The organism is Hymenobacter taeanensis (assembly GCF_013137895.1).
GTDB lineage: Bacteria > Bacteroidota > Bacteroidia > Cytophagales > Hymenobacteraceae > Hymenobacter > Hymenobacter taeanensis.
The window spans coordinates 2,143,370-2,161,724 of sequence record NZ_CP053538.1; the positions used below are offsets into that span (position 1 = coordinate 2,143,370).

14 protein-coding genes are annotated in these 18,355 nt (G+C 57.0%); 8 read left to right on the top strand and 6 right to left on the bottom strand.

The genetic code is table 11. The features are described 5' to 3' along the window. Positions 1-3: 3 nt before the first annotated feature. The 3 genes from HMJ29_RS09120 (at position 4) to HMJ29_RS09130 (ending at position 4,352) form a co-directional block, all read left to right on the top strand. Positions 4-585 carry an inorganic diphosphatase gene (locus HMJ29_RS09120; RefSeq protein WP_171591185.1) on the top strand — a complete coding sequence of 194 codons (582 nt, stop codon included), beginning with the start codon at positions 4-6 and terminating at the stop codon, positions 583-585. A 528-nt stretch (positions 586-1,113) separates the two neighbouring features. Next, on the top strand, positions 1,114-2,022 hold the full coding sequence (locus HMJ29_RS09125; protein ID WP_171591186.1) for a UbiA family prenyltransferase: 909 nt from the start codon (positions 1,114-1,116) through the stop codon (positions 2,020-2,022). 44 nt (positions 2,023-2,066) lie between these two features. Then, positions 2,067-4,352, top strand: a complete 2,286-nt coding sequence (locus HMJ29_RS09130; protein WP_171591187.1) for a GH92 family glycosyl hydrolase — start codon at positions 2,067-2,069, stop codon at positions 4,350-4,352. On the opposite strand, the gene HMJ29_RS09135 is transcribed toward HMJ29_RS09130, so the two are convergent. Continuing rightward, on the bottom strand, positions 4,335-5,855 hold the full coding sequence (locus tag HMJ29_RS09135) for an NAD(P)H-hydrate dehydratase (RefSeq protein WP_171591188.1): 1,521 nt from the start codon (positions 5,853-5,855) through the stop codon (positions 4,335-4,337). The two genes, HMJ29_RS09130 and HMJ29_RS09135, sit on opposite strands and share 18 nt — an antisense overlap. A 165-nt stretch (positions 5,856-6,020) precedes the next feature. Here HMJ29_RS09135 and msrB point away from each other — a divergent pair, with 165 nt between their 5' ends. Beyond that, positions 6,021-6,482, top strand: a complete 462-nt coding sequence (gene msrB / locus HMJ29_RS09140) for a peptide-methionine (R)-S-oxide reductase MsrB (RefSeq protein WP_171591189.1) — start codon at positions 6,021-6,023, stop codon at positions 6,480-6,482. Between the two features lie 187 nt (positions 6,483-6,669). Beyond that, complete coding sequence (sdaAA, locus tag HMJ29_RS09145) at positions 6,670-7,575, top strand: L-serine ammonia-lyase, iron-sulfur-dependent, subunit alpha (protein ID WP_171591190.1); 906 nt, start codon at positions 6,670-6,672, stop codon at positions 7,573-7,575. Positions 7,576-7,639: 64 nt separating this feature from the next. Here the strand turns inward: sdaAA and HMJ29_RS09150 are convergent, their stop codons facing one another. The 5 genes from HMJ29_RS09150 to ispF form a co-directional block, all read right to left on the bottom strand. After that, entirely contained in the window at positions 7,640-8,689 is a 1,050-nt protein-coding gene (locus HMJ29_RS09150; protein WP_171591191.1) for a hypothetical protein, read from the bottom strand. An 87-nt stretch (positions 8,690-8,776) separates the two neighbouring features. Further along, on the bottom strand, positions 8,777-10,171 hold the full coding sequence (locus tag HMJ29_RS09155; RefSeq protein ID WP_171591192.1) for a LutB/LldF family L-lactate oxidation iron-sulfur protein: 1,395 nt from the start codon (positions 10,169-10,171) through the stop codon (positions 8,777-8,779). A gap of 278 nt (positions 10,172-10,449) precedes the next feature. Further along, positions 10,450-12,075 (bottom strand): M28 family peptidase, encoded by a 1,626-nt coding sequence (locus HMJ29_RS09160; RefSeq protein ID WP_244678897.1) that lies wholly within the window; start codon positions 12,073-12,075, stop codon positions 10,450-10,452. A gap of 149 nt (positions 12,076-12,224) precedes the next feature. After that, positions 12,225-13,910 (bottom strand): M28 family peptidase, encoded by a 1,686-nt coding sequence (locus HMJ29_RS09165; protein WP_171591193.1) that lies wholly within the window; start codon positions 13,908-13,910, stop codon positions 12,225-12,227. 151 nt (positions 13,911-14,061) lie between these two features. Continuing rightward, entirely contained in the window at positions 14,062-14,541 is a 480-nt protein-coding gene (ispF, locus tag HMJ29_RS09170; protein ID WP_171591194.1) for a 2-C-methyl-D-erythritol 2,4-cyclodiphosphate synthase, read from the bottom strand. A 220-nt stretch (positions 14,542-14,761) separates the two neighbouring features. On the opposite strand from ispF, the gene HMJ29_RS09175 reads away from it, so the two are divergent. The 3 genes from HMJ29_RS09175 to HMJ29_RS09185 all read left to right on the top strand — a co-directional run bounded on the left by HMJ29_RS09175 (position 14,762) and on the right by HMJ29_RS09185 (position 18,313). Beyond that, positions 14,762-15,376, top strand: coding sequence for a TetR/AcrR family transcriptional regulator (locus HMJ29_RS09175; protein ID WP_171591195.1), 615 nt, complete (start codon positions 14,762-14,764; stop codon positions 15,374-15,376). 29 nt (positions 15,377-15,405) lie between these two features. Further along, the gene (locus HMJ29_RS09180) at positions 15,406-17,100 is read left to right on the top strand and encodes a TolC family protein (RefSeq protein WP_171591196.1); all 1,695 of its coding nucleotides are present in this window, start codon (positions 15,406-15,408) and stop codon (positions 17,098-17,100) included. A gap of 94 nt (positions 17,101-17,194) precedes the next feature. Next, entirely contained in the window at positions 17,195-18,313 is a 1,119-nt protein-coding gene (locus HMJ29_RS09185; protein ID WP_171591197.1) for an efflux RND transporter periplasmic adaptor subunit, read from the top strand. Positions 18,314-18,355 lie beyond the last annotated feature (42 nt).

Here is an 18,355-nt window from a genome sequence, read left to right on the forward strand (position 1 = left end):
CACATGGCTCATTTTAACCCCTGGCACGACGTTGAGCGTGGCGAAAACGCTCCTGCTGTTGTCAACGGCATTATTGAAATTCCTAAAGGCTCTAAGGGCAAATATGAGCTGGACAAAGACAGTGGCCTCCTGAAGCTGGACCGCGTGCTGTTTTCGGCAGTGCACTATCCCGCCGCGTACGGCTTTATTCCTAAGACCTATTGCGACGACAAAGACCCACTGGATATTCTGGTGCTGTGCTCAGTTGACATTGTACCCATGTGCCTGGTAGAAGCTAAGGTGATTGGTGTGATGCAGATGATTGACCAGGACGAAGAGGACGACAAAATCATTGCTGTAGCCGCCAACGACGTGTCGGTTAACCACTATAATGATATCTCTGATCTGCCCCCACACACTTTGTTGGAGATGCAGCGTTTCTTTGAAGATTACAAAGCGCTGGAGCACAAACATGTGAGCGTAGAGCGCTTCATGGGCCGCGAAGACGCCTACCGCATCATTGAGGAGAGCATCAAGCTCTACAATGAAACGTTTCCCAATGGTAATGAGCAGGATGCTGCCAGCCTTAAGGAAGTAATCAGCTAAGTGGCCTAGCGGCCCAGTCGCAGCGAATTTAAGAGGCAGCCTCTCTTGACCTATAATGGGCTTGAGAGGCTGCTTTTTGGGTGGAACAGGTACAGGTATGGGTCAGTGTGGCGGCTGCTACTGCTGAGCCGTCCTTAAGCCACTCCACCAAAGGACTCTGGTCTTCGCTTGTATATTATCAGTTGAGTAAGAATAGCCCACTGCTAGTGGTGTAGCGCTGCTGCCTAGTAAGGAGCTTAGACAAGTGCTCCTGCATGGTGGGGCTGCCACCTTGAGTTAGAATTACTATGCTTGCGGCCATTACTGTTGGGTTGGTATCTGTGGTCGGAGCGTTTTCTGAAAGTTACTTTTTAGAGCTGGCAGAATAGAGTTTTCTCCATTGTAGGCTTCTATACCTTTCTGTGCCAGCACGGGTTATCGGATTCAAAACCAGTGGGTGCCTCGCATGGCGAAACCGGCAAATAGCCCTGCGGCCTTCTATCTTCGTGCTGGCACATCGGGCATAGGTGTTTGCCACGTACTAGTCTCATGTCCTCCGCGCGCTCATCGGCTCCTGTACCAATTCCTCAGCTCAGCCATTCTTGGGTACGGAGCGCGCTGGATGCCGTGCTGTACAGTAGCACCTGGCTGGCGCTGGCGGCGCTAAGCCTCACCTGGGCCACGTTTCTGTTCTGGCAGGTGCATATTCCATGGCGGCTGGGTACCATGATTTTTACCGCCACGCTGTTCCTGTATAATCTCGATAGCGTGCTGCCTTATAAGCATAAGCAGCCGGTGGCCCTGTCGGGCCGCAAAAGCTGGATGCGGGCCCACCGCCAAAGCCTGTTCGCCCTGGCCATGGTAGCGCTGGCGGTAGCCGGTGGCTTGTTTTTGTGGGATGGCTGGCAGCAGCTGGTGGGCTTTATCGGGCACCTGGCCGTTATCTCCCTGCTCTACTCCCTGCCCGTAGTGAAAGTAAAAGATCGGTGGTGGGCGCTACGCGATTTTCCGCTGCTGAAGGTGTTTCTGATAGCGTATGTGTGGGCCGCCGTTACGGTCTGGATTCCGGCACTCTATCTGCATTTCTCTTTGCCAGAACCAGTGGTGCTGATATTGTTTGCGCGCCGCTTTCTGTTCATCCTGGCGCTGGCTTTCGTGTTTGATATTCGCGACTACAGCAAAGACCGCCTAATTGGTACCCACACGTTTCCGGGAGTATTTGGGGTGCGCGCTACTAAGCTAGTAGCCTTAGCGGCGCTGGTAGCTGCCGCCCTGCTAGTACCTATTGGCATGCCTGTACACAACCAGGTAGTGTATCTGCTCCCATTGCTGCTAGCGGCCGGGGTAATTTGGTGGGCTGATGAGTCGCGGTCGGATTATTTTTTTGCGTTACTGGCCGATGGAGTAATGATAGTACAGTTCTTGGTAGTATGGGCAGCTAATACGTTTTTGCATTAAGGTAGGAAGGTGTAGTTTGCAGCCGAGTCACATCCGCTGCCGCTATGCCCAGATTACTCTCGTTCCTCATTTTTCTCGGAATTCTTGTTGCTGCCCAGCCTGTACTAGGCCAGTCAACTGACTTGGTGCACTGGGTAAACCCCCTGATGGGTACCGACTCTAAACCGGAGCTTTCCAATGGCAACACGTACCCAGCCATTGCCTTGCCCTGGGGCATGAACTTCTGGATGCCGCAAACCGGCAAAATGGGCAGCGGCTGGGCTTACCAGTACAGCGCCGATAAGATCAGAGGGTTCAAGCAAACCCATCAGCCCTCACCCTGGATGAATGACTACGGGCAATTCGCTCTTATGCCCATTACCGGCAAGCTGCGCTTTGAGGAAGATGCCCGCGCCAGCTGGTTCTCACATAAGGCCGAAACCGCCACGCCCTATTACTACAGCGTGTACCTGGCCGACCACGACGTAACAACGGAAATAACGCCCACGGAGCGTGCGGCTCGTTTCCGTTTCACCTTCCCCAAGACCGATAGCGCCTACGTGGTGCTCGATGCACTGGATAAGGGCTCGTACGTGAAGCTGCTGCCCCAGCAGAACAAAATCATTGGCTACACCACCCGCAACAGCAAGGGCGTACCGCAAAACTTTAAGAACTACTTCGTGCTGGAGTTTGATCATCCTTTCACCAGCACTACCATCTACCAGGATAAAAAGCTCGATGCTACTGCTCTAGAGGCCCAGGCTAACCATACCGGTGCGGTAGTGGGTTTTCGGACGCGTAAGGGCGAGCAGGTAAACGTGCGAGTGGCCTCCTCCTTCATCAGCCCTGAGCAGGCCGAAATCAACTTGCGGGAAATTGGGCAGGATGATTTTGAGGCTGTAAAGCAAAAGGCCCGGCAAGTCTGGAATGAGCAGCTTGGCCGCATTCAGGTAGAAGGGGGTTCCGATGATCAACTGCGCACCTTCTACTCGTGCCTGTACCGCTCCCTACTGTTTCCGCGCAAATTTTATGAGCTGGATGCGGCCGGCAAGCCCGTGCACTACAGCCCCTACAACGGGCAGGTGCTGCCCGGTTACCTCTACACCGATACCGGCTTCTGGGACACGTTCCGGGCGCTTTTTCCCTTCCTGAACCTGATGTACCCGAGCGTAAACGCCCAAATTCAGGAGGGGCTGGTGCATGCGTATGAGGAAGGCGGCTGGTTGCCGGAGTGGGGCAGCCCCGGCTACCGCAACATCATGATCGGGAACAACTCGGCCTCGGTGGTGGCCGATGCCTACCTGAAAGGCGTGCGCGGCTACGACATCAACAAGCTCTACGAGGCGCTGCTGCACGGGGCCAACAACGCCGGCCCCATGGAGGCCGTGGGCCGGGCCGGAGTGGCCTACTACAACAAGCTCGGCTACGTGCCCTACGATGTGAAAATCAACGAAAACGCGGCTCGCACGCTGGAATACGCCTACGACGACTTCACGATTTACCAACTAGGCAAGGCACTGGGCCGCCCTCAGAAGGAAATCAACGTGTATGCCAAGCGCAGCCAGAACTACCGTAATCTCTTCGACAAGCAAACCGGCCTGATGCGGGGCAAAAATCAGAACGGCAAGTTCCAAACACCTTTCAACCCCTTTAAGTGGGGCGATGCCTTCACGGAGGGCAACAGCTGGCACTACACCTGGTCGGTGTTTCATGATGTGCAGGGTTTGATGGACCTAATGGGCGGCCGCAAGCCCTTCGTGGCTACCCTGGATACCGTATTTACGCTGGCGCCGGTGTTTGATGATTCCTACTACGGGGGCGTGATTCACGAAATCAGGGAGATGCAGATTGCCAACATGGGCAACTACGCCCATGGCAACCAGCCCATTCAGCACATGGTGTACCTTTATAACTACGCCGGCCAGCCCTGGAAAACGCAGTACTGGGCCCGCGAAGTGCTCAACCGCCTCTACCAGCCCACCCCCGACGGCTACTGCGGCGACGAAGACAACGGCCAAACATCGGCGTGGTATGTTTTCTCGGCCCTGGGCTTCTACCCGGTTTGCCCCGGCACCGACCAGTACGTACTGGGCGCGCCCCTCTTCAAAAAAATCACGCTGAATTTAGAAAACGGCAAGCAGGTAGTGCTCAACGCACCCAGCAATAGCGCCGAGAACCGGTATATCCAGAACCTCACCCTCAACGGACAGGCCTACAACGAGAACTGGCTGAGCTACCAGACCCTCATGCAGGGCGCCACGCTCAATTTTGACATGGCCCCCACGCCCAACACTGGCCGGGGCACCACTCAGGAAGCTGCGCCTTACTCCTTCTCAAAGCCGCGCCGGTAGCGTGGTAAGCTTCTGTAGCGCCGGCCCAATGTAGCGCACAATATCACCGGCTACGAGGCCCGCCTGGCCGGTTTCTTCGGCGGCTAGGTCGCCGGCACGGCCGTGGGCGTAGAGGCCTAGTAAGGCCGCATCGAGCGGGGAGAGGCGCTGGTCGGTGCGTAGGGCCAGCAGCAGGCCCGTTAGCACATCGCCACTGCCGCCGGTGGCCATACCGGGGTTTCCAGTGCTGTTGAAGTAGAGAGTACCGTCGGGTGTGGCTAGAGCGGTATAGGCCCCCTTAAGCACGCAGTAGCAGCGGCGCTGGCGGGCAAAGTTGCGGAGCAGCTCCAGGCGGTGGTAGTCGTCGCGGGCCGGCTCGGTGAGGCGCTCAAACTCCTTGGGGTGGGGCGTTAGCAGTGTATCGGGCGGCAGCAGGTCCAGCAGTTCCCGGTTGGCTCCGAGCAGGTTGAGGGCGTCGGCATCAAGTACCAGCGGCACGTCGGCTTCGCGGAGCAGCTGCTCCAGCACATCTCGGGTGGCAGCCTCCTGGCCTATCCCCGGCCCAATCCCGATGGCTGCGTATGGCTTCAGGTCGGGCAGCTCAGTCACGAAGTCGGTAGCCGGATCGGTGAGGGCCATGGCTTCAGGAGCCGAAATCTGCAAGATGTCGTAGCCTGCGGCTGGTACCCGCACGGTGAGCAGCCCCACGCCCCCATGCAGGCAGGCGCGGGAGGCCAACACGGCGGCTCCTAATTTTCCGCGGCTGCCTGCCAAAAGCAGCGCGTGGCCAAATGTGCCCTTGTGGCTGAACTGGGGGCGCTGGGGCAAACGACCGGCCAGCAACACGGCATCGACATAGTAAGTATCCACCAAGCTAGTGTGGATAAACTCCTCGTTCAACCCAATGGGCAGCACATGCCACTGGCCTACGAAGGGCGCGTTTTGGGGAAGCAGAAAAGCCAGCTTCGGCAGCTCAAAGCTGATAGTGTAGCGTGCCTGTACCACTACGCTGTCGGCGGGTTGAGGAGCGTCGGTATATAGCCCTGATGGTACATCTACGGCTATAACGCGTGCCTGGGCCTTGTTGAGGTGCTGTACCACGCTGGCCGCCACATCTGTTAGCGGGCGGCGTAGGCCAGTCCCGAACAGGGCATCGAGCACGATAGTGTGCGGGAGCAGGCGCGGCAGCTTCTGCGGGTTCAGTTCAGCGCAGGGTAGCTCTTCAGGCAGGCGTTGGCGGTTGAGGGTAAAATCGGGGGAGTGTTTGGGGGCCGGCAGCAGCCACACGCGCACGGCATAGCCCGCTTCATGCAGCTGGCGGGCCACTACCAGCCCGTCGCCGCCATTGTTGCCGGGGCCACAGAAGATATGAATTTCGCCGGGCTCATCGGGCTCTACGCGTTCCATAAGCCAGCTGCTGAGGGCAGTGGCGGCGCGCTCCATCAGCTCCTCGGAGCGGATGCCTTCGGCTTGAATGGTAGCTTGGTCGGCTTGGCGGGTCTGATCGGCGGACAGGATTTTCATAGGAAAGCGAGCGGGAGAAGAGAGCAGAGCACTTGCTGCATACGAGACCCACTGGCGGAATGATAGGTGCAGAGCAGCTGCACTAAACTCAACGGGTGAAAACTTCCCGACAGCTCAGCGCGTTTGCACTACCATCTGATTCTTCTGAACTAAGCTTCACAACCCATGCAAACCTGGAATGATGTTATCCGGCTGGCCAACCACGGCAGCCCGGCCCCCGATAAGCGGGTAGAAAAAACGGATGCCGAATGGCGCGCTCAGCTCACGCCTCAGCAATACCACGTTACGCGGGAGCACGGCACCGAGCGGGCCTTTAGCGGGGAGTACTGCGAAGCCCACGAAGCCGGCCTGTACGCCTGCGTGTGTTGCGGAACACCGCTCTACGACTCGCGCACCAAGTTCGAGTCGGGTACGGGGTGGCCTAGCTTCACGCAGCCAGTGAAAGACAACGCCCTCAAATACAAGAAAGATACTAGCTATGGCATGACCCGCGTAGAAGTGCTCTGCAACACCTGCGACGCCCACCAGGGCCACGTTTTCCCTGACGGGCCACCACCAAGTGGCCTACGCCTGTGCATTAACTCGGCTTCGGTGAAGCTAGTGAGTGAGCCCGAAAAAGTGGCCTAGCGCTTACCTAGTTAGGGTAGTAAATAACAGCCTCCTTGCCACTGGTAAGGAGGCTGTTCTTCTTTTAGCATGAGCCAGCGTAAATAGGGTGCCGCACCGGAAAAAATGACGATTTTCGCACCCCCTTTTGCTAACACTTGTTACTGGCAATACCACCCGTTTCTCCCACCATTCGCCCACCCCACCCATGTCATTGCTCTTCAATAATTTCGCTAGCTGGCAGACCCATTGCGCCGCCACTCAGGAGCCCCTTTATCAGCCCGTATTGGCTTACGAGATTGAACAAAAGGGCCGCACCGAGGAGCAAATATGGAATGGCCTGCAGCGGGCATATGATGTAATGCGCGACGCCGTGCACACTGGCCTGACCCAGGACATGACCTCGCGCTCGGGTATGGTGAACAATGGGGCCAAAAAGATTGCCGCCTCCCCCGTAACCGTGCTTTCGCCGGAGTTCAAGCAGCTGGTTACCCGCGCTTTGGGCGCCAAAGAAGTAAACTCCTGCATGGGCCGTGTAGTGGCCGCCCCCACGGCGGGCGCCTCCGGTATTTTGCCCGGGGTGCTGGTCACGCTCCAGGATCTGCATAAGCTCGACGACCGCAAGATTCTGGAAGGCCTGCTGGTAGCCGCCGGTATTGCTCTCATTATTGAGCAGAATGCCTCGTTGGCCGGCGCCGTAGGTGGTTGCCAGGCCGAAACCGGCTCGGCGGCTGCTATGGGCTCGGGCGCTATTGTGTATTGCCTGGGGGGCTCCGTTGAGGAAGTATTTGCTGCCGTGGCCATCACCATCCAGTGTATGCTGGGCCTCATCTGCGACCCCGTGGCGGGGCTGGTGGAGGTGCCTTGCGTGGTACGTAATGCCTCAGCAGCAGCTATTGCCTTCAGCTCCGCCCAAATTGCCATTGCCGGCGTCGATCCGGTGATTCCTGTTGATCAGTGCGTAGCTGCCCTCGGCGAGGTAGGTCAGAGCATGGAAACCCGTTACAAGGAAACCGCTCTGGGGGGCCTGGCTAACACTACCCGCGGCCGCGAAATCGAGAAGATGGTGCTGGTGCAGGATGTGCAGATACTGCCTGATGAGGACGACCAGTAGCTGCCTTGCTACTGAGTTAAGGTGCCCACAAGCCTGCTAGGCCACTGCCAACCCAACACCGAGGTTAGATGGGCTTAATTTCCGGCGCCATAGTGAGCTTGGCCAGATATAGTACGGCGGGGCTGTAGTGAGCCCGAAGCTCCTGGTATTTCTTCCAGGCGGCCTCCTCATCTGCTTGAATTGGGATTCCGGCCTTTGCCAGCTGCTGGCGGGCATCCCGGAAAGCGGAATGGTGCGGGTTAATATCCGGCTGGTACTCACCAATGGCATCAGAGGCCTGAGTTTTGGCCGACATCTCAAAAAAACGCGATACGCGGTTGATGGCTACGCTGCCTGCCTTCAGGCACATTACCAGATGCGCGTCGCGGGGGACATCTACGGTGCTGATCATTAAAGAGGCAGCATCCAGGATAAGGTCAGCCGCCGTAATCCAGGAGCGCCCCGGCTGTGGGGAGCGGAAAAACGACAGAATGGGCAGGGAGGTATGGGTTTCTTCAATCTCAATGAACCACTGCTCCCAGTTCTGCCACTGGGGGCCATGATGGAGCAGTTCGGCCTCGTGCAGCCAAATCAGTAGCTCAACGGCTGAGGCTCTGGGCCCAGCCCGCAGCTCTAGCCGCGCCACCGTCTGCTCCCGTCGCGAAAAAGCCTGGTAAATGGTGGGTAGGTAGGAAATCAGCAGCGTGAGCAGCAGCAAGCCCAGCGTAGCCTCTGAGTACGACATCACGTTGGCCATGCCGTATTTGCTGGGTTCTTCTGAGCCTAGGGTGAGCAATGAACTGTTGCTGATGCGGTAGCAACGCTCCAGGTCGCCTTCGCCTAAGGCCCAGTAAATAATCATGTATCCGCAGCTTACCACTCCTAGCCAGGCAATGGGCAGTGCCACTAGGCCTACGGGAGCATACAGCGCCATTACCTTATCGCGCTGCTCATAGGTTTTGCCCAAGGAGGCCAGAAGCTCAAATATCTTCCGGATGCCTTGAAACACCCAGTTGTTGAGCAGCACCGACTCGTTGCGGGGCAACACGAAAGACCGAATAGCCGACAAAACGGTGATGCCCACCATAAAGGAGCCAACCGTGAAGGCTAGTGCATTGATCCCAGTTTCAAGCATGTATACGTAGCAACCGGCGGCTGAACTGCCGCGCTTGCCTTGTACTTGGTTAAGGAACTGGGGGTTGGGCCAGAAGTAGAGTAATGCTTACTTCCGCGCTTTCCAGAGCTGCTTAAACGACTTGGGGGCAATCTGCACGGCTTCCCGGCGCTTGCTCCAGCCGGTTTGGCCCAGCAAGCGGCTCAACACCCAGTTCTTCGCCGACGCAGGAGCTAAATCCCACACCCAGCGCCGTTTCATGCCGTGCAGCCACAGGGTAATAGCGCGCTGCTCTTCCTTGTCGGAGTGGCCTTCCTGCACACTTTGCTGCCGGTTTTTGAGCAACAGGTTATGAATATTAATCTTCACGGGGCACACCGATGAGCAGGCCCCGCACAGGCTGCTGGCAAAGCTCAAGTGCTTGTTTTCGGCCATGCCGCTCAGGTGAGGCGTTATCACTGAGCCAATGGGCCCCGAGTACGTAGCCTCGTACGTGTGGCCCCCAATGTTCTTGTACACCGGGCACACATTCAGGCAGGCGCCACACCGGATGCAGTGCAGGGCCTCGCGCTTATCGGGTTGGGCCAGTAGGTTGGTGCGGCCATTATCCAGCAGCACCACAAACATCTCCTCCGGGCCGTCTTTTTCCAGGGGTTGGCGCGGGCCAGTATAGATGGTGTTGTATACCGTTACCTGCTGGCCGGTACCGCTGGTGCTGAGCAGAGGCCAGAACAGATCGAGGTCTTGCAACCGCGGAATCATCTTCTCGATGCCCACAATAGCAATGTGGGTTTTGGGGAAAGCCGCCGATAAACGGGCATTGCCTTCATTTTCTGTCACGGCAATAGCGCCGGAATCAGCAATCAGAAAGTTGCCACCCGTGATGCCTACTTCTGCTGCCGTGTACTTATCGCGCAACAGGTGGCGGGCCGTGAGTACCAGCTTCTGGGCATCGTCGGTGTACTCAATGCCGAGGTGCTTCACGAAGATATCGGCAATATCGAGCTTGCTCAGGTGCATGGCTGGCGTCACGATGTGGTAGGGCCGCTCCCCGTTCAGCTGCACAATAAACTCACCCAAATCCGTCTCCACCGACTCAATCCCGTTCTTCTCCAGGTACTTGTTGAGGTGGATTTCCTCAGTGGTCATGCTTTTGGCCTTCACTACAGTTCGGGCCTGGCGCCGGGTCATAATCTTCCCGATTTCAAACAGGGCCTCCTCTGCGTTCTGCGCCCAGATGACCTTGCCACCCCGGGCCGTGAAGTTTTCCTCCCACTGCAGCAGGTACTGATCAAGGTTATTGATAACCTGTGCTTTCAGGTAAGAAGCCCGCGCCCGCGCCAACTCGTGGTTCTCGTAGAAGCCCAGGCCAGTCTGCACCGCCGCATTGTACTTGCCAATATTGAACCTGATTTTGCGCCGGTGCTCCAGGTCAAATGCCTTGGCATCGGCATCGGCCAGAAACTGCTTTGACTTAGTCGGCGAGGGTGAGGTCGGGTTCATGGCAAGGAAAGTGTAGCGCTGGCAGGTCAACAAAGATAAAACCTGCCGTTGGCAAATAGTTTCTAGGCCACTTATAGGGGCAACAATGGCCCAGGGCGTAGTTGGGTAGTACACAAGGCCGCCTAAAATTTAAAAAAATGTCCTGCTTCGGCTGCGCGGACGCCAGATCAAGCAGGACGAGCTGTTTCCTGCCAGCCACAAACAAGACCGCTCATCCCTCTACAGCAAGGAATAAGCGGCCATTTTTGTGGCTGGTAGTAACCTCGGCTACCACAGCTTTACTTCACCATCACGGCTGGCCGCCGGGGGCGGTTGGCCAGGTCCCAGGCGGTGTAAAAAACCAGGCGGGCCCGCTGTTCCAGCTTATCAAATTCAATTTGCTCCACATCGTCGGTGGCTTTGTGGTAGTCCTGGTGTAGGCCACTGGTATAAAAGATGACGGGGATGCGGTGCTTGGCGAAGTTGTAATGGTCGGAGCGGGTATAGAGTTGCTCAGGGTCGTTGGGCTCGTTGTATTTGTAGTCGAGCTTTAGGTGCGTGTAGCGCTTGTTGGCGGCCTCATTCAGGGCATGCAGCTCCGGGCTGAGCCGATCGGAGCCGATGACGTACACATACTCACTCTTGCTGTTATGGCGCGGGTCGGTGCGGCCCACCATATCAATGTTCAGGTCGGCAATGGTGCTTTGCAGCGGTACTACGGGGTGGCTGGTGTAGTACTCCGAGCCGAGGAGGCCCTTTTCTTCGCCCGTGTTCAGCAGAAACAGAAGGCTACGTTGAGGGCCTTGCCCCGCAGCTTTGGCCTGGGCAAACGCCTGCGCCAGGGCCAGCACGGCACTGGTGCCTGAGCCATCATCGTCGGCGCCGTTATAAATGGTGTCGTGCTGAGTACCCAGGTGGTCATAGTGAGCGGAAATCACCACGAGCTCGTCTTTTTTGGTGGTACCCTCCAGCAAGCCCAGTACATTCTCCGAGGTTATTGCCTCCTGCTTTTGCGGAATAGAAAACGTAAATGGCACCGGTTGCAGCGGCTTAGGCGGCTTGCCCGTGCTGTAGCTGCTGAGCACGTAGTTCTGCAGAGCCTCAACCTTGGCGCCCAACATCGCGAGGCCTAAATCAAAAGACGTAATGTACAGGCTGATTCCTTCCGGGGGTGTTTCCGCCAGCGTGCGCTCATCCTGCGGCACTGGTGCGGCCAGCGCAAAGGCAGGTTCTGCCAGCTCTTCGGTTATCGGCGCGCCCATGGCTTCAAATTGGGTGGTGCCGGCAAACGTGATAACCACCACGCTACGGGCGCCTTTGTCGCGGGCCAGGGCTGCCTTACGGTAGCCAGAGCCCCAGGAGCTTTCCTGCGAAGAGCCTGAAAGTAGGTAATGACCACGGCCATCGGTGGGCTCACCCTGCAATACCAGCACATCCTTGCCGCGCACATCAGGCTGAGAAGCGTAGTCGTTGTAACGGGCCGTTTCAATGCCAAAACCCAAAAACACCGGGTCGGCGGCGGTAGGCGTAGTGAAAGGAGAAATGCCAAACCCGATAAAGTCGCGCATCAGGTCAAAGTAGCGCCCATTGATGCTGATGGATGCGTACCCGTTCGGAGTGGTTTTCACCAGCCCAAACGACTGCAGGTAGGGGTTGCTGGCGTCGGTTACTGGGCCGCGTAGGCCTAAACTGGCAAACTGCTGGGCAATGTATTCAGCTGCTTTTTTCTGACCAGGTTGCCCCGTTTCGCGGCCCTGGTAGGCATCAGAGGCCAGTTCCGTGAGGTGGCGCCGCAGAGTGGAGGCAGTGATGGTGGTGGCAAAGCGTACGGCCGGATCAGTGGCAGCCGCAGCGGGTGCGCCCTGGGCCCACGCCCCAGGTGCAGCGTAAATAATACTTATAACGAGTAGTAAAAATCTGTTCACGGCGCAGGGTAGCAGTAAAGAAAAGGGCACAAAAAAGCTGCCATTCGGGGCCTGCGATAAAGCTTTGTTGCAACGCGTTGTGCAGCACAACCTCGTTCTGGCAAACACTAGCCTCGCAGCACCCCAAATGACAGCTTTCTACAGATTACTTACTTTTTGTTTGAGTCAACGATGATACGCTTGTCGCGGTTGGCGAGGTCCCAAGCGGTAAAGAACACCAGGCGGGCGCGCTTCTCCATCTTCGGAAACTCAATTTTCTCTACTTCATCTCCGGGGCCGTGGTAGTCATCGTGCACGCCATTGAAGAAGAAAGCCACCGGAATCTTGTGCTTAGCAAAGTTGTAGTGGTCGGAGCGGTAGTAGAAGCGGTTCGGGTCTTCCGGGTCGTTGTAGCGGAAGTCGAGGTCCATTTGGGTGTACTTCTGGTTGGCGCCCTGCAGAATGGTGTGCAGCTCCGAGGAGAGCTTATCAGAGCCAATCACGTACACATAGTCCCCTTTGCCTTCGTGGTCTTTGTCGGTACGGCCCACCATGTCGGTGTTCAGGTCAGCAATAGTGCTTTCCAGCGGAATAACGGGGTGGTCGGTGTAGTACTCTGAGCCCAGCAGGCCTTTTTCCTCACCCGTTACCGTCAGGAACAGGATGCTACGGCGTGGGCCATGGCCTTCTGCCTTTGCTTTGGTAAAGGCCTGCGCCATTTCCAGCACCGTAACCGTGCCCGAGCCATCGTCGTCGGCACCGTTGTTTACCTCGCCGTTGATAATGCCAATGTGGTCATAGTGCGCTGAGAGCACCAATACCTCATTTTTCAGGTCAGAGCCTTCCAGGAAACCCAGCACATTTTCGGTGGTGAAGTCTTCGTGCTTCTTGGGCGCTTTCAGCAGCACGTTAGCCGGCTTGAAGCTGCTGGCCGCGGGCTTGCCGGTCTTACCGGCAGCAGCCGTGTACTTAGTTACGCTGGCAGCGGTGGTGCCCAGCATTTTGTAGCCCACCGCCGGCGACACGAAGAAAGCTGTAGTGCGGGGTGCCTGCTGTGCATCTTTGAAGGTGATACTGGGCCGGCTGATGTACGGCGTCATGCGGGCCGCCAGCTTCTCGAAGTTGCTGTTGGGGTTGAAGTCCACAAAGAACACCGAGCGGGCGCCTTTCTGAGAAGCCAGTGCAGCTTTGGCCCGGTAGTCGGTGCCCCATTTGCTGGGCTGCCCGTCTTTGCCAAGCACCGCCGTGCCTTTGTCATTCATAGGCTCACCCAGCAGAATGATCAGGTCCTTGCCCTTCACATCGCCTAGGCCACTATAGTCGGAGTAGCCGTCTTGCTCAATGCCGTAGCCCGCAAATACCGGCTGAATGGCAGCTTCGTTCTGGAAGGGGGAGTTGCCGGCACCATAGAAATCGGTCAGCCACTTGTAGGTTTGACCGCCTACTTTCAGAGTAGCGCCATCCGCCCAGGTGCTGCGCTCCATGGTGAAATGCTGCAGGTACGGGTTGTCGGAACCCTGCACGGGGCCAGTGAGACCTAGCGCCTTAAACTGCTGGCTGATGTAGTCAGCCGCCATCTTCTGGCCCTTTTCGCCAGTTTCGCGGCCTTCGTAAGCATCCGAGGCGAGAATGGAAAGATGCTGGCGCAGGTCGGCCTGGGTAATAGTTTGGCCGTAGTTCAGAGCCCAGTCGGCATCTACCGGAGCCTGCTTAGTGGGCTCAGGAGTGGCTACTGGTGCCTCCGTCTTGTGTTTGCGCTTCGTCTTAATTTTAATCTTCTCGGGGGCCTCTTGGGCCACCGCCGAAGTCATGCAGCTAGCCGCGAGCAGCAGAGCTAGGAGGGAGGGTTTGTACATACGTTGGGCTATTGGGGCTTGGGAACTTAGGCGGTTGAGTAGTGAGTGGCCTAGGAAATAGGTGTATTAAGGTCGCGGGGCTCAGAGCTTGGTTGCTATCCTGGAAAATAAAACGTCAGAAAATTAACCAAGTCCCTACACCATCAGGTTCCTAAGACCCCATGATCAGCACCGAGGCATAGGCTGCTACGCCCTCGCGGCGCCCCACAAAGCCAAGCTTCTCGGTAGTGGTGGCCTTAATGCTGATGTCGTTTTCTGCAATGCCCATTACCTCAGCCAGCACGCGTTGCATCTGCGGAATGTGGGGGTTCACCTTGGGTGCCTCCAGGCAAATCGTAGAGTCGATGTTGGAGATGCTGTAGCCGCGCTCCGTGAGCAGGCGCACCACCTCGGCCAGCAGGCGCTTGCTGTCAATGCCTTTGTATTGCGGGTCGGTGTCGGGGAAGTGGAAACCGATGTCGCGCAGGTTAGCGGCGCCCAGCAGCGCGTCGCAGATAACGTGAATGAGCACGTCGGCATCGGAGTGGCCTAGCGCGCCGTGGGTGTGCGGAACCTGAATGCCGCCGAGCCAGAACGGCAAACCTTCCTTGAGTTGGTGAACGTCGTAGCCGAAGCCGGTACGGATTTTCATAGAGGCAAAAGTTTGGAGAACAGAGCAGCAAGGTACGCCAACGCCGCGGACCAGCCCATACCAGCCGGCAAGGCAAAAAAAGTTGACGTTGGCTAAAGTATTAGGTGCGGCTAATCGTCAGGAAGAAGGGGGAACTATCTGTAGCCAATATTTGATAGCAAAATACTAATGGAAACTTAGGAATCATTTAAAGTTTCCATAGTACCTTTGCCTCGAAGTCATGGAAGTGAAAGATAGAATCCTGCAAGCCGCCCTGGGCCTTTTTACCCGCAACGGCATCAAGAGCGTGTCAATGGATGACATTGCCACGCATTTAGGCATCTCCAAGAAAACCCTCTACAAGTGGTTTGAGAACAAAGACCAGATTGTATCGGCGGTTATTGCCAGCCACCTGAATGGGGTACAAGGGGAGTGCGAAGGCATCATTGGCAAAACCCAGAACGCGGTAGATGAGATGGTGCAGATGATGGACTGGGCCGAACGCCAGTTCGCGGAGGTTAACCCCAATGCCATTCACGATCTGCGCAAATACTACCCCGAGGCCTGGAGCCTGTTCCACGCCCACAAGAACAATTACATCCTGACCCAAATCCAGGATAACCTGCGCCGCGGAGTAGCCGAAGGGCTCTACCGCGCCGACCTGGACATTGAAGTGCTCTCGCGCCTGCGCCTGGCCCAAATAGATATCCTCTTCGATTATACCCTGTTTCCGCCCACCCAGTTCAAGCACGGGCGCGTGCAAACGGCTTGCAGCGAGCATTTTCTGTTGGGAATGGTCACGCTGAAAGGCCACAAGCTAATTAATGAATACCGTCATGTGACGGAAGAAGAATAACCGCTCCCGACACCAGAGTTTGTTTCCATATGAAAAAGAACCTCCGCGTTTTGCTACTGGCCGCCGGGCCGGGCCTGCTGGCCCCCGCCGGTGCTACCCTGGCGCAAACGCCCACGGCCGCCCGGCCGGCATTGAGCAACCAGTCGGCTGTAGTCGACAATATGCCCTTGTCGCTGCAGCAAGCCATTGAGTACGCAATTAAGAACAAGTCGTCGTTGCTGGCTACGCGCCTGGCTGAGCAGACAGCCAAGGCCCGCGTTGGGGAAATTAAATCGGCTGGTTTGCCACAGGTGAACGTAGCGGCCAACCTAGCCGACAACTTCAAGCTGCAAAAAAGCTTGGTTGACTTTGGTTCGTTGGGAGGTGGAAGCTCAGCTACTACCCTTACGCAAGCGGATATTGCAGCAGCCCAGAACGGGCAGACTGTAAATCTGGGCACGGTTACTTTGCCCTCAGAGCCCGTGCCCCCACAGGCCTTTGCCTTTGGCTTGCAGTACGCCGGCAATACCAGTGCCTCGGTATCGCAGCTGCTGTTTGATGGCTCTTACCTGATTGGCCTGAAGGCCGCGAAGGTGTACGAGCAGCTAGCCCAGAAGCAAACCCAACAAGCCGAAATTGATGTGGTAGAGCAGGTAAGCAAAGCCTACTACAGCACGCTGGTAGCGCGCGAGCGGCTGCAGCTGCTGAGCCGCAATGTGCAGCGCCTCGACACCATTCTGTTTCAAACCAACCAAACCTTCAAGGCTGGTTTTGCTGAGAAGCTGGATGTGCAACGCCTGCAGGTGCAGCGCAATAACCTGGTAGTAGAGCAGCAGAAAGCCCAGCGCCTCACGGAGCTGAGCGTGGCTCTACTCAAATTTCAGATGGGCTTGCAACAGGAGCAAACCGTGCAGCTCACTGACTCGCTCAGTGCAGCAGTGATTGATGCCGGGGCGCTCCGCCAGCGCTTAGGCGTGGCCAGCCCCACAACGGGTGGTGGGGTAAGTGGCCTAGCAGGTGTGCCTACTGCCCCCGCTCCCACTTCGGGCAACGGAGCCGAGCAGGCGCGCCAAGACCAGCAAACCGCGCTTAGCGGGGCCCGGGTTGGGCAGCTGGCCGCTGCCTTCAACTATAATAACCGCATTGAGTTTAGCACCCTGGAAACTCAGCAGGCGTTAGCTGGCCTAGACCTGGCTAACCGTCGGGCCGGGGCTTACCCCCGGCTGGTGGCTACGGCCGCCTACGGTTTCTCGGGGTCGGCTAAAACGGCCGGTAACCTGTTTGCCTTCCGGGGCCCCGACTCGCGCGCTTCTAATGGCTTCCCCAACCAAAACTGGTTTGGTTTCGGCAACGTGGGCCTAAGCCTGCAGATTCCGGTATTCGACGGGTTCCGTCGTAAGTACCAGGTGCAGCAGGCGCGCATTGCGCAGCAAACCATTGAGAAAGGCTTTGAAACCCTGCGCCAGAGCATCGACTTACAAGAAGCGCAGAGCCGCACTACCCTTGTTAATGCCCTGGATGTGCTGGATAACCAAAAGGCCAACCTGGAGCTGGCCGATGAAGTGGCCCGCGTATCGCGCATCAAGTTCAAGGAAGGCGTAGGCTCTAACATTGAAGTGGTTACGGCCGAAACTTCCCTCCGCGAAGCCCAGACCAACTACTACGCTGCCCTTTATGATGTGCTGGTGGCTAAAGTAGACCGCGACAAGGCTACGGGTGAACTGTATAACCAAGCCAAAAAGTAAGGCAGCATGCAGAAGCCGGATGTTGGAAGCTGGCCCCTGCAGTACAAGCACTGTTTCTCTTCCAGCGCAAAACTCTTTGCTACTCATTTCACTCATGAAATACGTTACTTCTGCCTTGTTACTGACTTTGGGCCTGATGACCGCTTGCGGCGACAAAGACCCCAAGGCTGAGCTGGCCAAGCTGAAACAGGAACAAGCCGCTAACCAAGCTAAAATTGCCGCGCTGGAAGCCAAAACCGGCGCCAACGACTCGTCGGCGGTAATAACCACGCCCGTATCTGTAATTAAAGTAGCCCCCGAAAGCTTCACGAGCTACCTGGAGCTGCAGGGCCGCGTAGATTTTGACCAGAACGCTACCGTGGGCGCCCGGGCTGCCGGCACACTCACCAGCCTGCGCGTGCAGCGCGGCGACAACGTGCGCAAAGGCCAGGTGCTGGCTACGGTAGATGCCTCCATCCTCGACGCCAATATTGCGGAGCTTCGCACTCGCATGGATCTGGCTCGGGTGGTATTTGAAAAGCAAGAGCGCCTCTGGAAACAGGAAATTGGCACCGAGATTCAGTATCTGCAAGCCAAGAACAACTACCAGGCCCTGCAGCGCAACATGGCTACACTTAACCAGCAGCGTGCCCTTTATAATGTAGTAGCACCCTTCAGCGGTACCGTTGATGATGTGCTGCCCAAGCTGGGCGAAACTGTTGCTCCGGGTGCTCCGGTAGTAAAGCTGCTTAGCAGCGGCAGCACCGGCAAAATTGTGGTTGATGTGTCAGAGGCCTACGCTTCCCGCATCAAGGTTGGAGACAAGGCTCTGGTTACCATTCCTGACCTAGGCCAGGAAGAGATACCCGCCACGGTTCGTGTGGTGACCAGCACTATTAATCCCACCAGCCGCACGTTCACTACGGAGCTGCGCCTGAACAGCAACAAGGCGGGCCAACTGCGCCCCAACATGGTGGCCAATGTGCGCATTCAAAACTATAACCAGCAGAGCGCTACCGTACTGCCGGTTGACTTGGTGCAGAAGGATGAGCAGAACAGCTACGTGCTGGTAGTAGGTGACAAAGGCGGCCGCAAAGTGGCGGCTAAGCGCGTCATCAAAACCGGCAACACCTACAATGGCAAAGTAGAAGTAACCAGTGGCCTACAGGCCGGCGACCAGGTTATTTCTGCCGGTTACCAGAATTTGAATGAAGGCCAGGCGGTTAGCCTATAGGTTGGTTGCCGGCTTCCCTAGAGTAGGCAGGCGCCCCGCACC

Bases quoted from the DNA above. Each gene is read 5' to 3' on its own strand.
- HMJ29_RS09120 (WP_171591185.1), top strand. From the start codon at position 4: ATGGCTCATTTTAACCCCTGGCACGACGTTGAGCGTGGCGAAAACGCT.
- HMJ29_RS09125 (WP_171591186.1), top strand. From the start codon at position 1,114: ATGTCCTCCGCGCGCTCATCGGCTCCTGTACCAATTCCTCAGCTCAGC.
- HMJ29_RS09130 (WP_171591187.1), top strand. From the start codon at position 2,067: ATGCCCAGATTACTCTCGTTCCTCATTTTTCTCGGAATTCTTGTTGCT.
- HMJ29_RS09135 (WP_171591188.1), bottom strand. From the start codon at position 5,855: ATGAAAATCCTGTCCGCCGATCAGACCCGCCAAGCCGACCAAGCTACC.
- msrB (WP_171591189.1), top strand. From the start codon at position 6,021: ATGCAAACCTGGAATGATGTTATCCGGCTGGCCAACCACGGCAGCCCG.
- sdaAA (WP_171591190.1), top strand. From the start codon at position 6,670: ATGTCATTGCTCTTCAATAATTTCGCTAGCTGGCAGACCCATTGCGCC.
- HMJ29_RS09150 (WP_171591191.1), bottom strand. From the start codon at position 8,689: ATGCTTGAAACTGGGATCAATGCACTAGCCTTCACGGTTGGCTCCTTT.
- HMJ29_RS09155 (WP_171591192.1), bottom strand. From the start codon at position 10,171: ATGAACCCGACCTCACCCTCGCCGACTAAGTCAAAGCAGTTTCTGGCC.
- HMJ29_RS09165 (WP_171591193.1), bottom strand. From the start codon at position 13,910: ATGTACAAACCCTCCCTCCTAGCTCTGCTGCTCGCGGCTAGCTGCATG.
- ispF (WP_171591194.1), bottom strand. From the start codon at position 14,541: ATGAAAATCCGTACCGGCTTCGGCTACGACGTTCACCAACTCAAGGAA.
- HMJ29_RS09175 (WP_171591195.1), top strand. From the start codon at position 14,762: ATGGAAGTGAAAGATAGAATCCTGCAAGCCGCCCTGGGCCTTTTTACC.
- HMJ29_RS09180 (WP_171591196.1), top strand. From the start codon at position 15,406: ATGAAAAAGAACCTCCGCGTTTTGCTACTGGCCGCCGGGCCGGGCCTG.
- HMJ29_RS09185 (WP_171591197.1), top strand. From the start codon at position 17,195: ATGAAATACGTTACTTCTGCCTTGTTACTGACTTTGGGCCTGATGACC.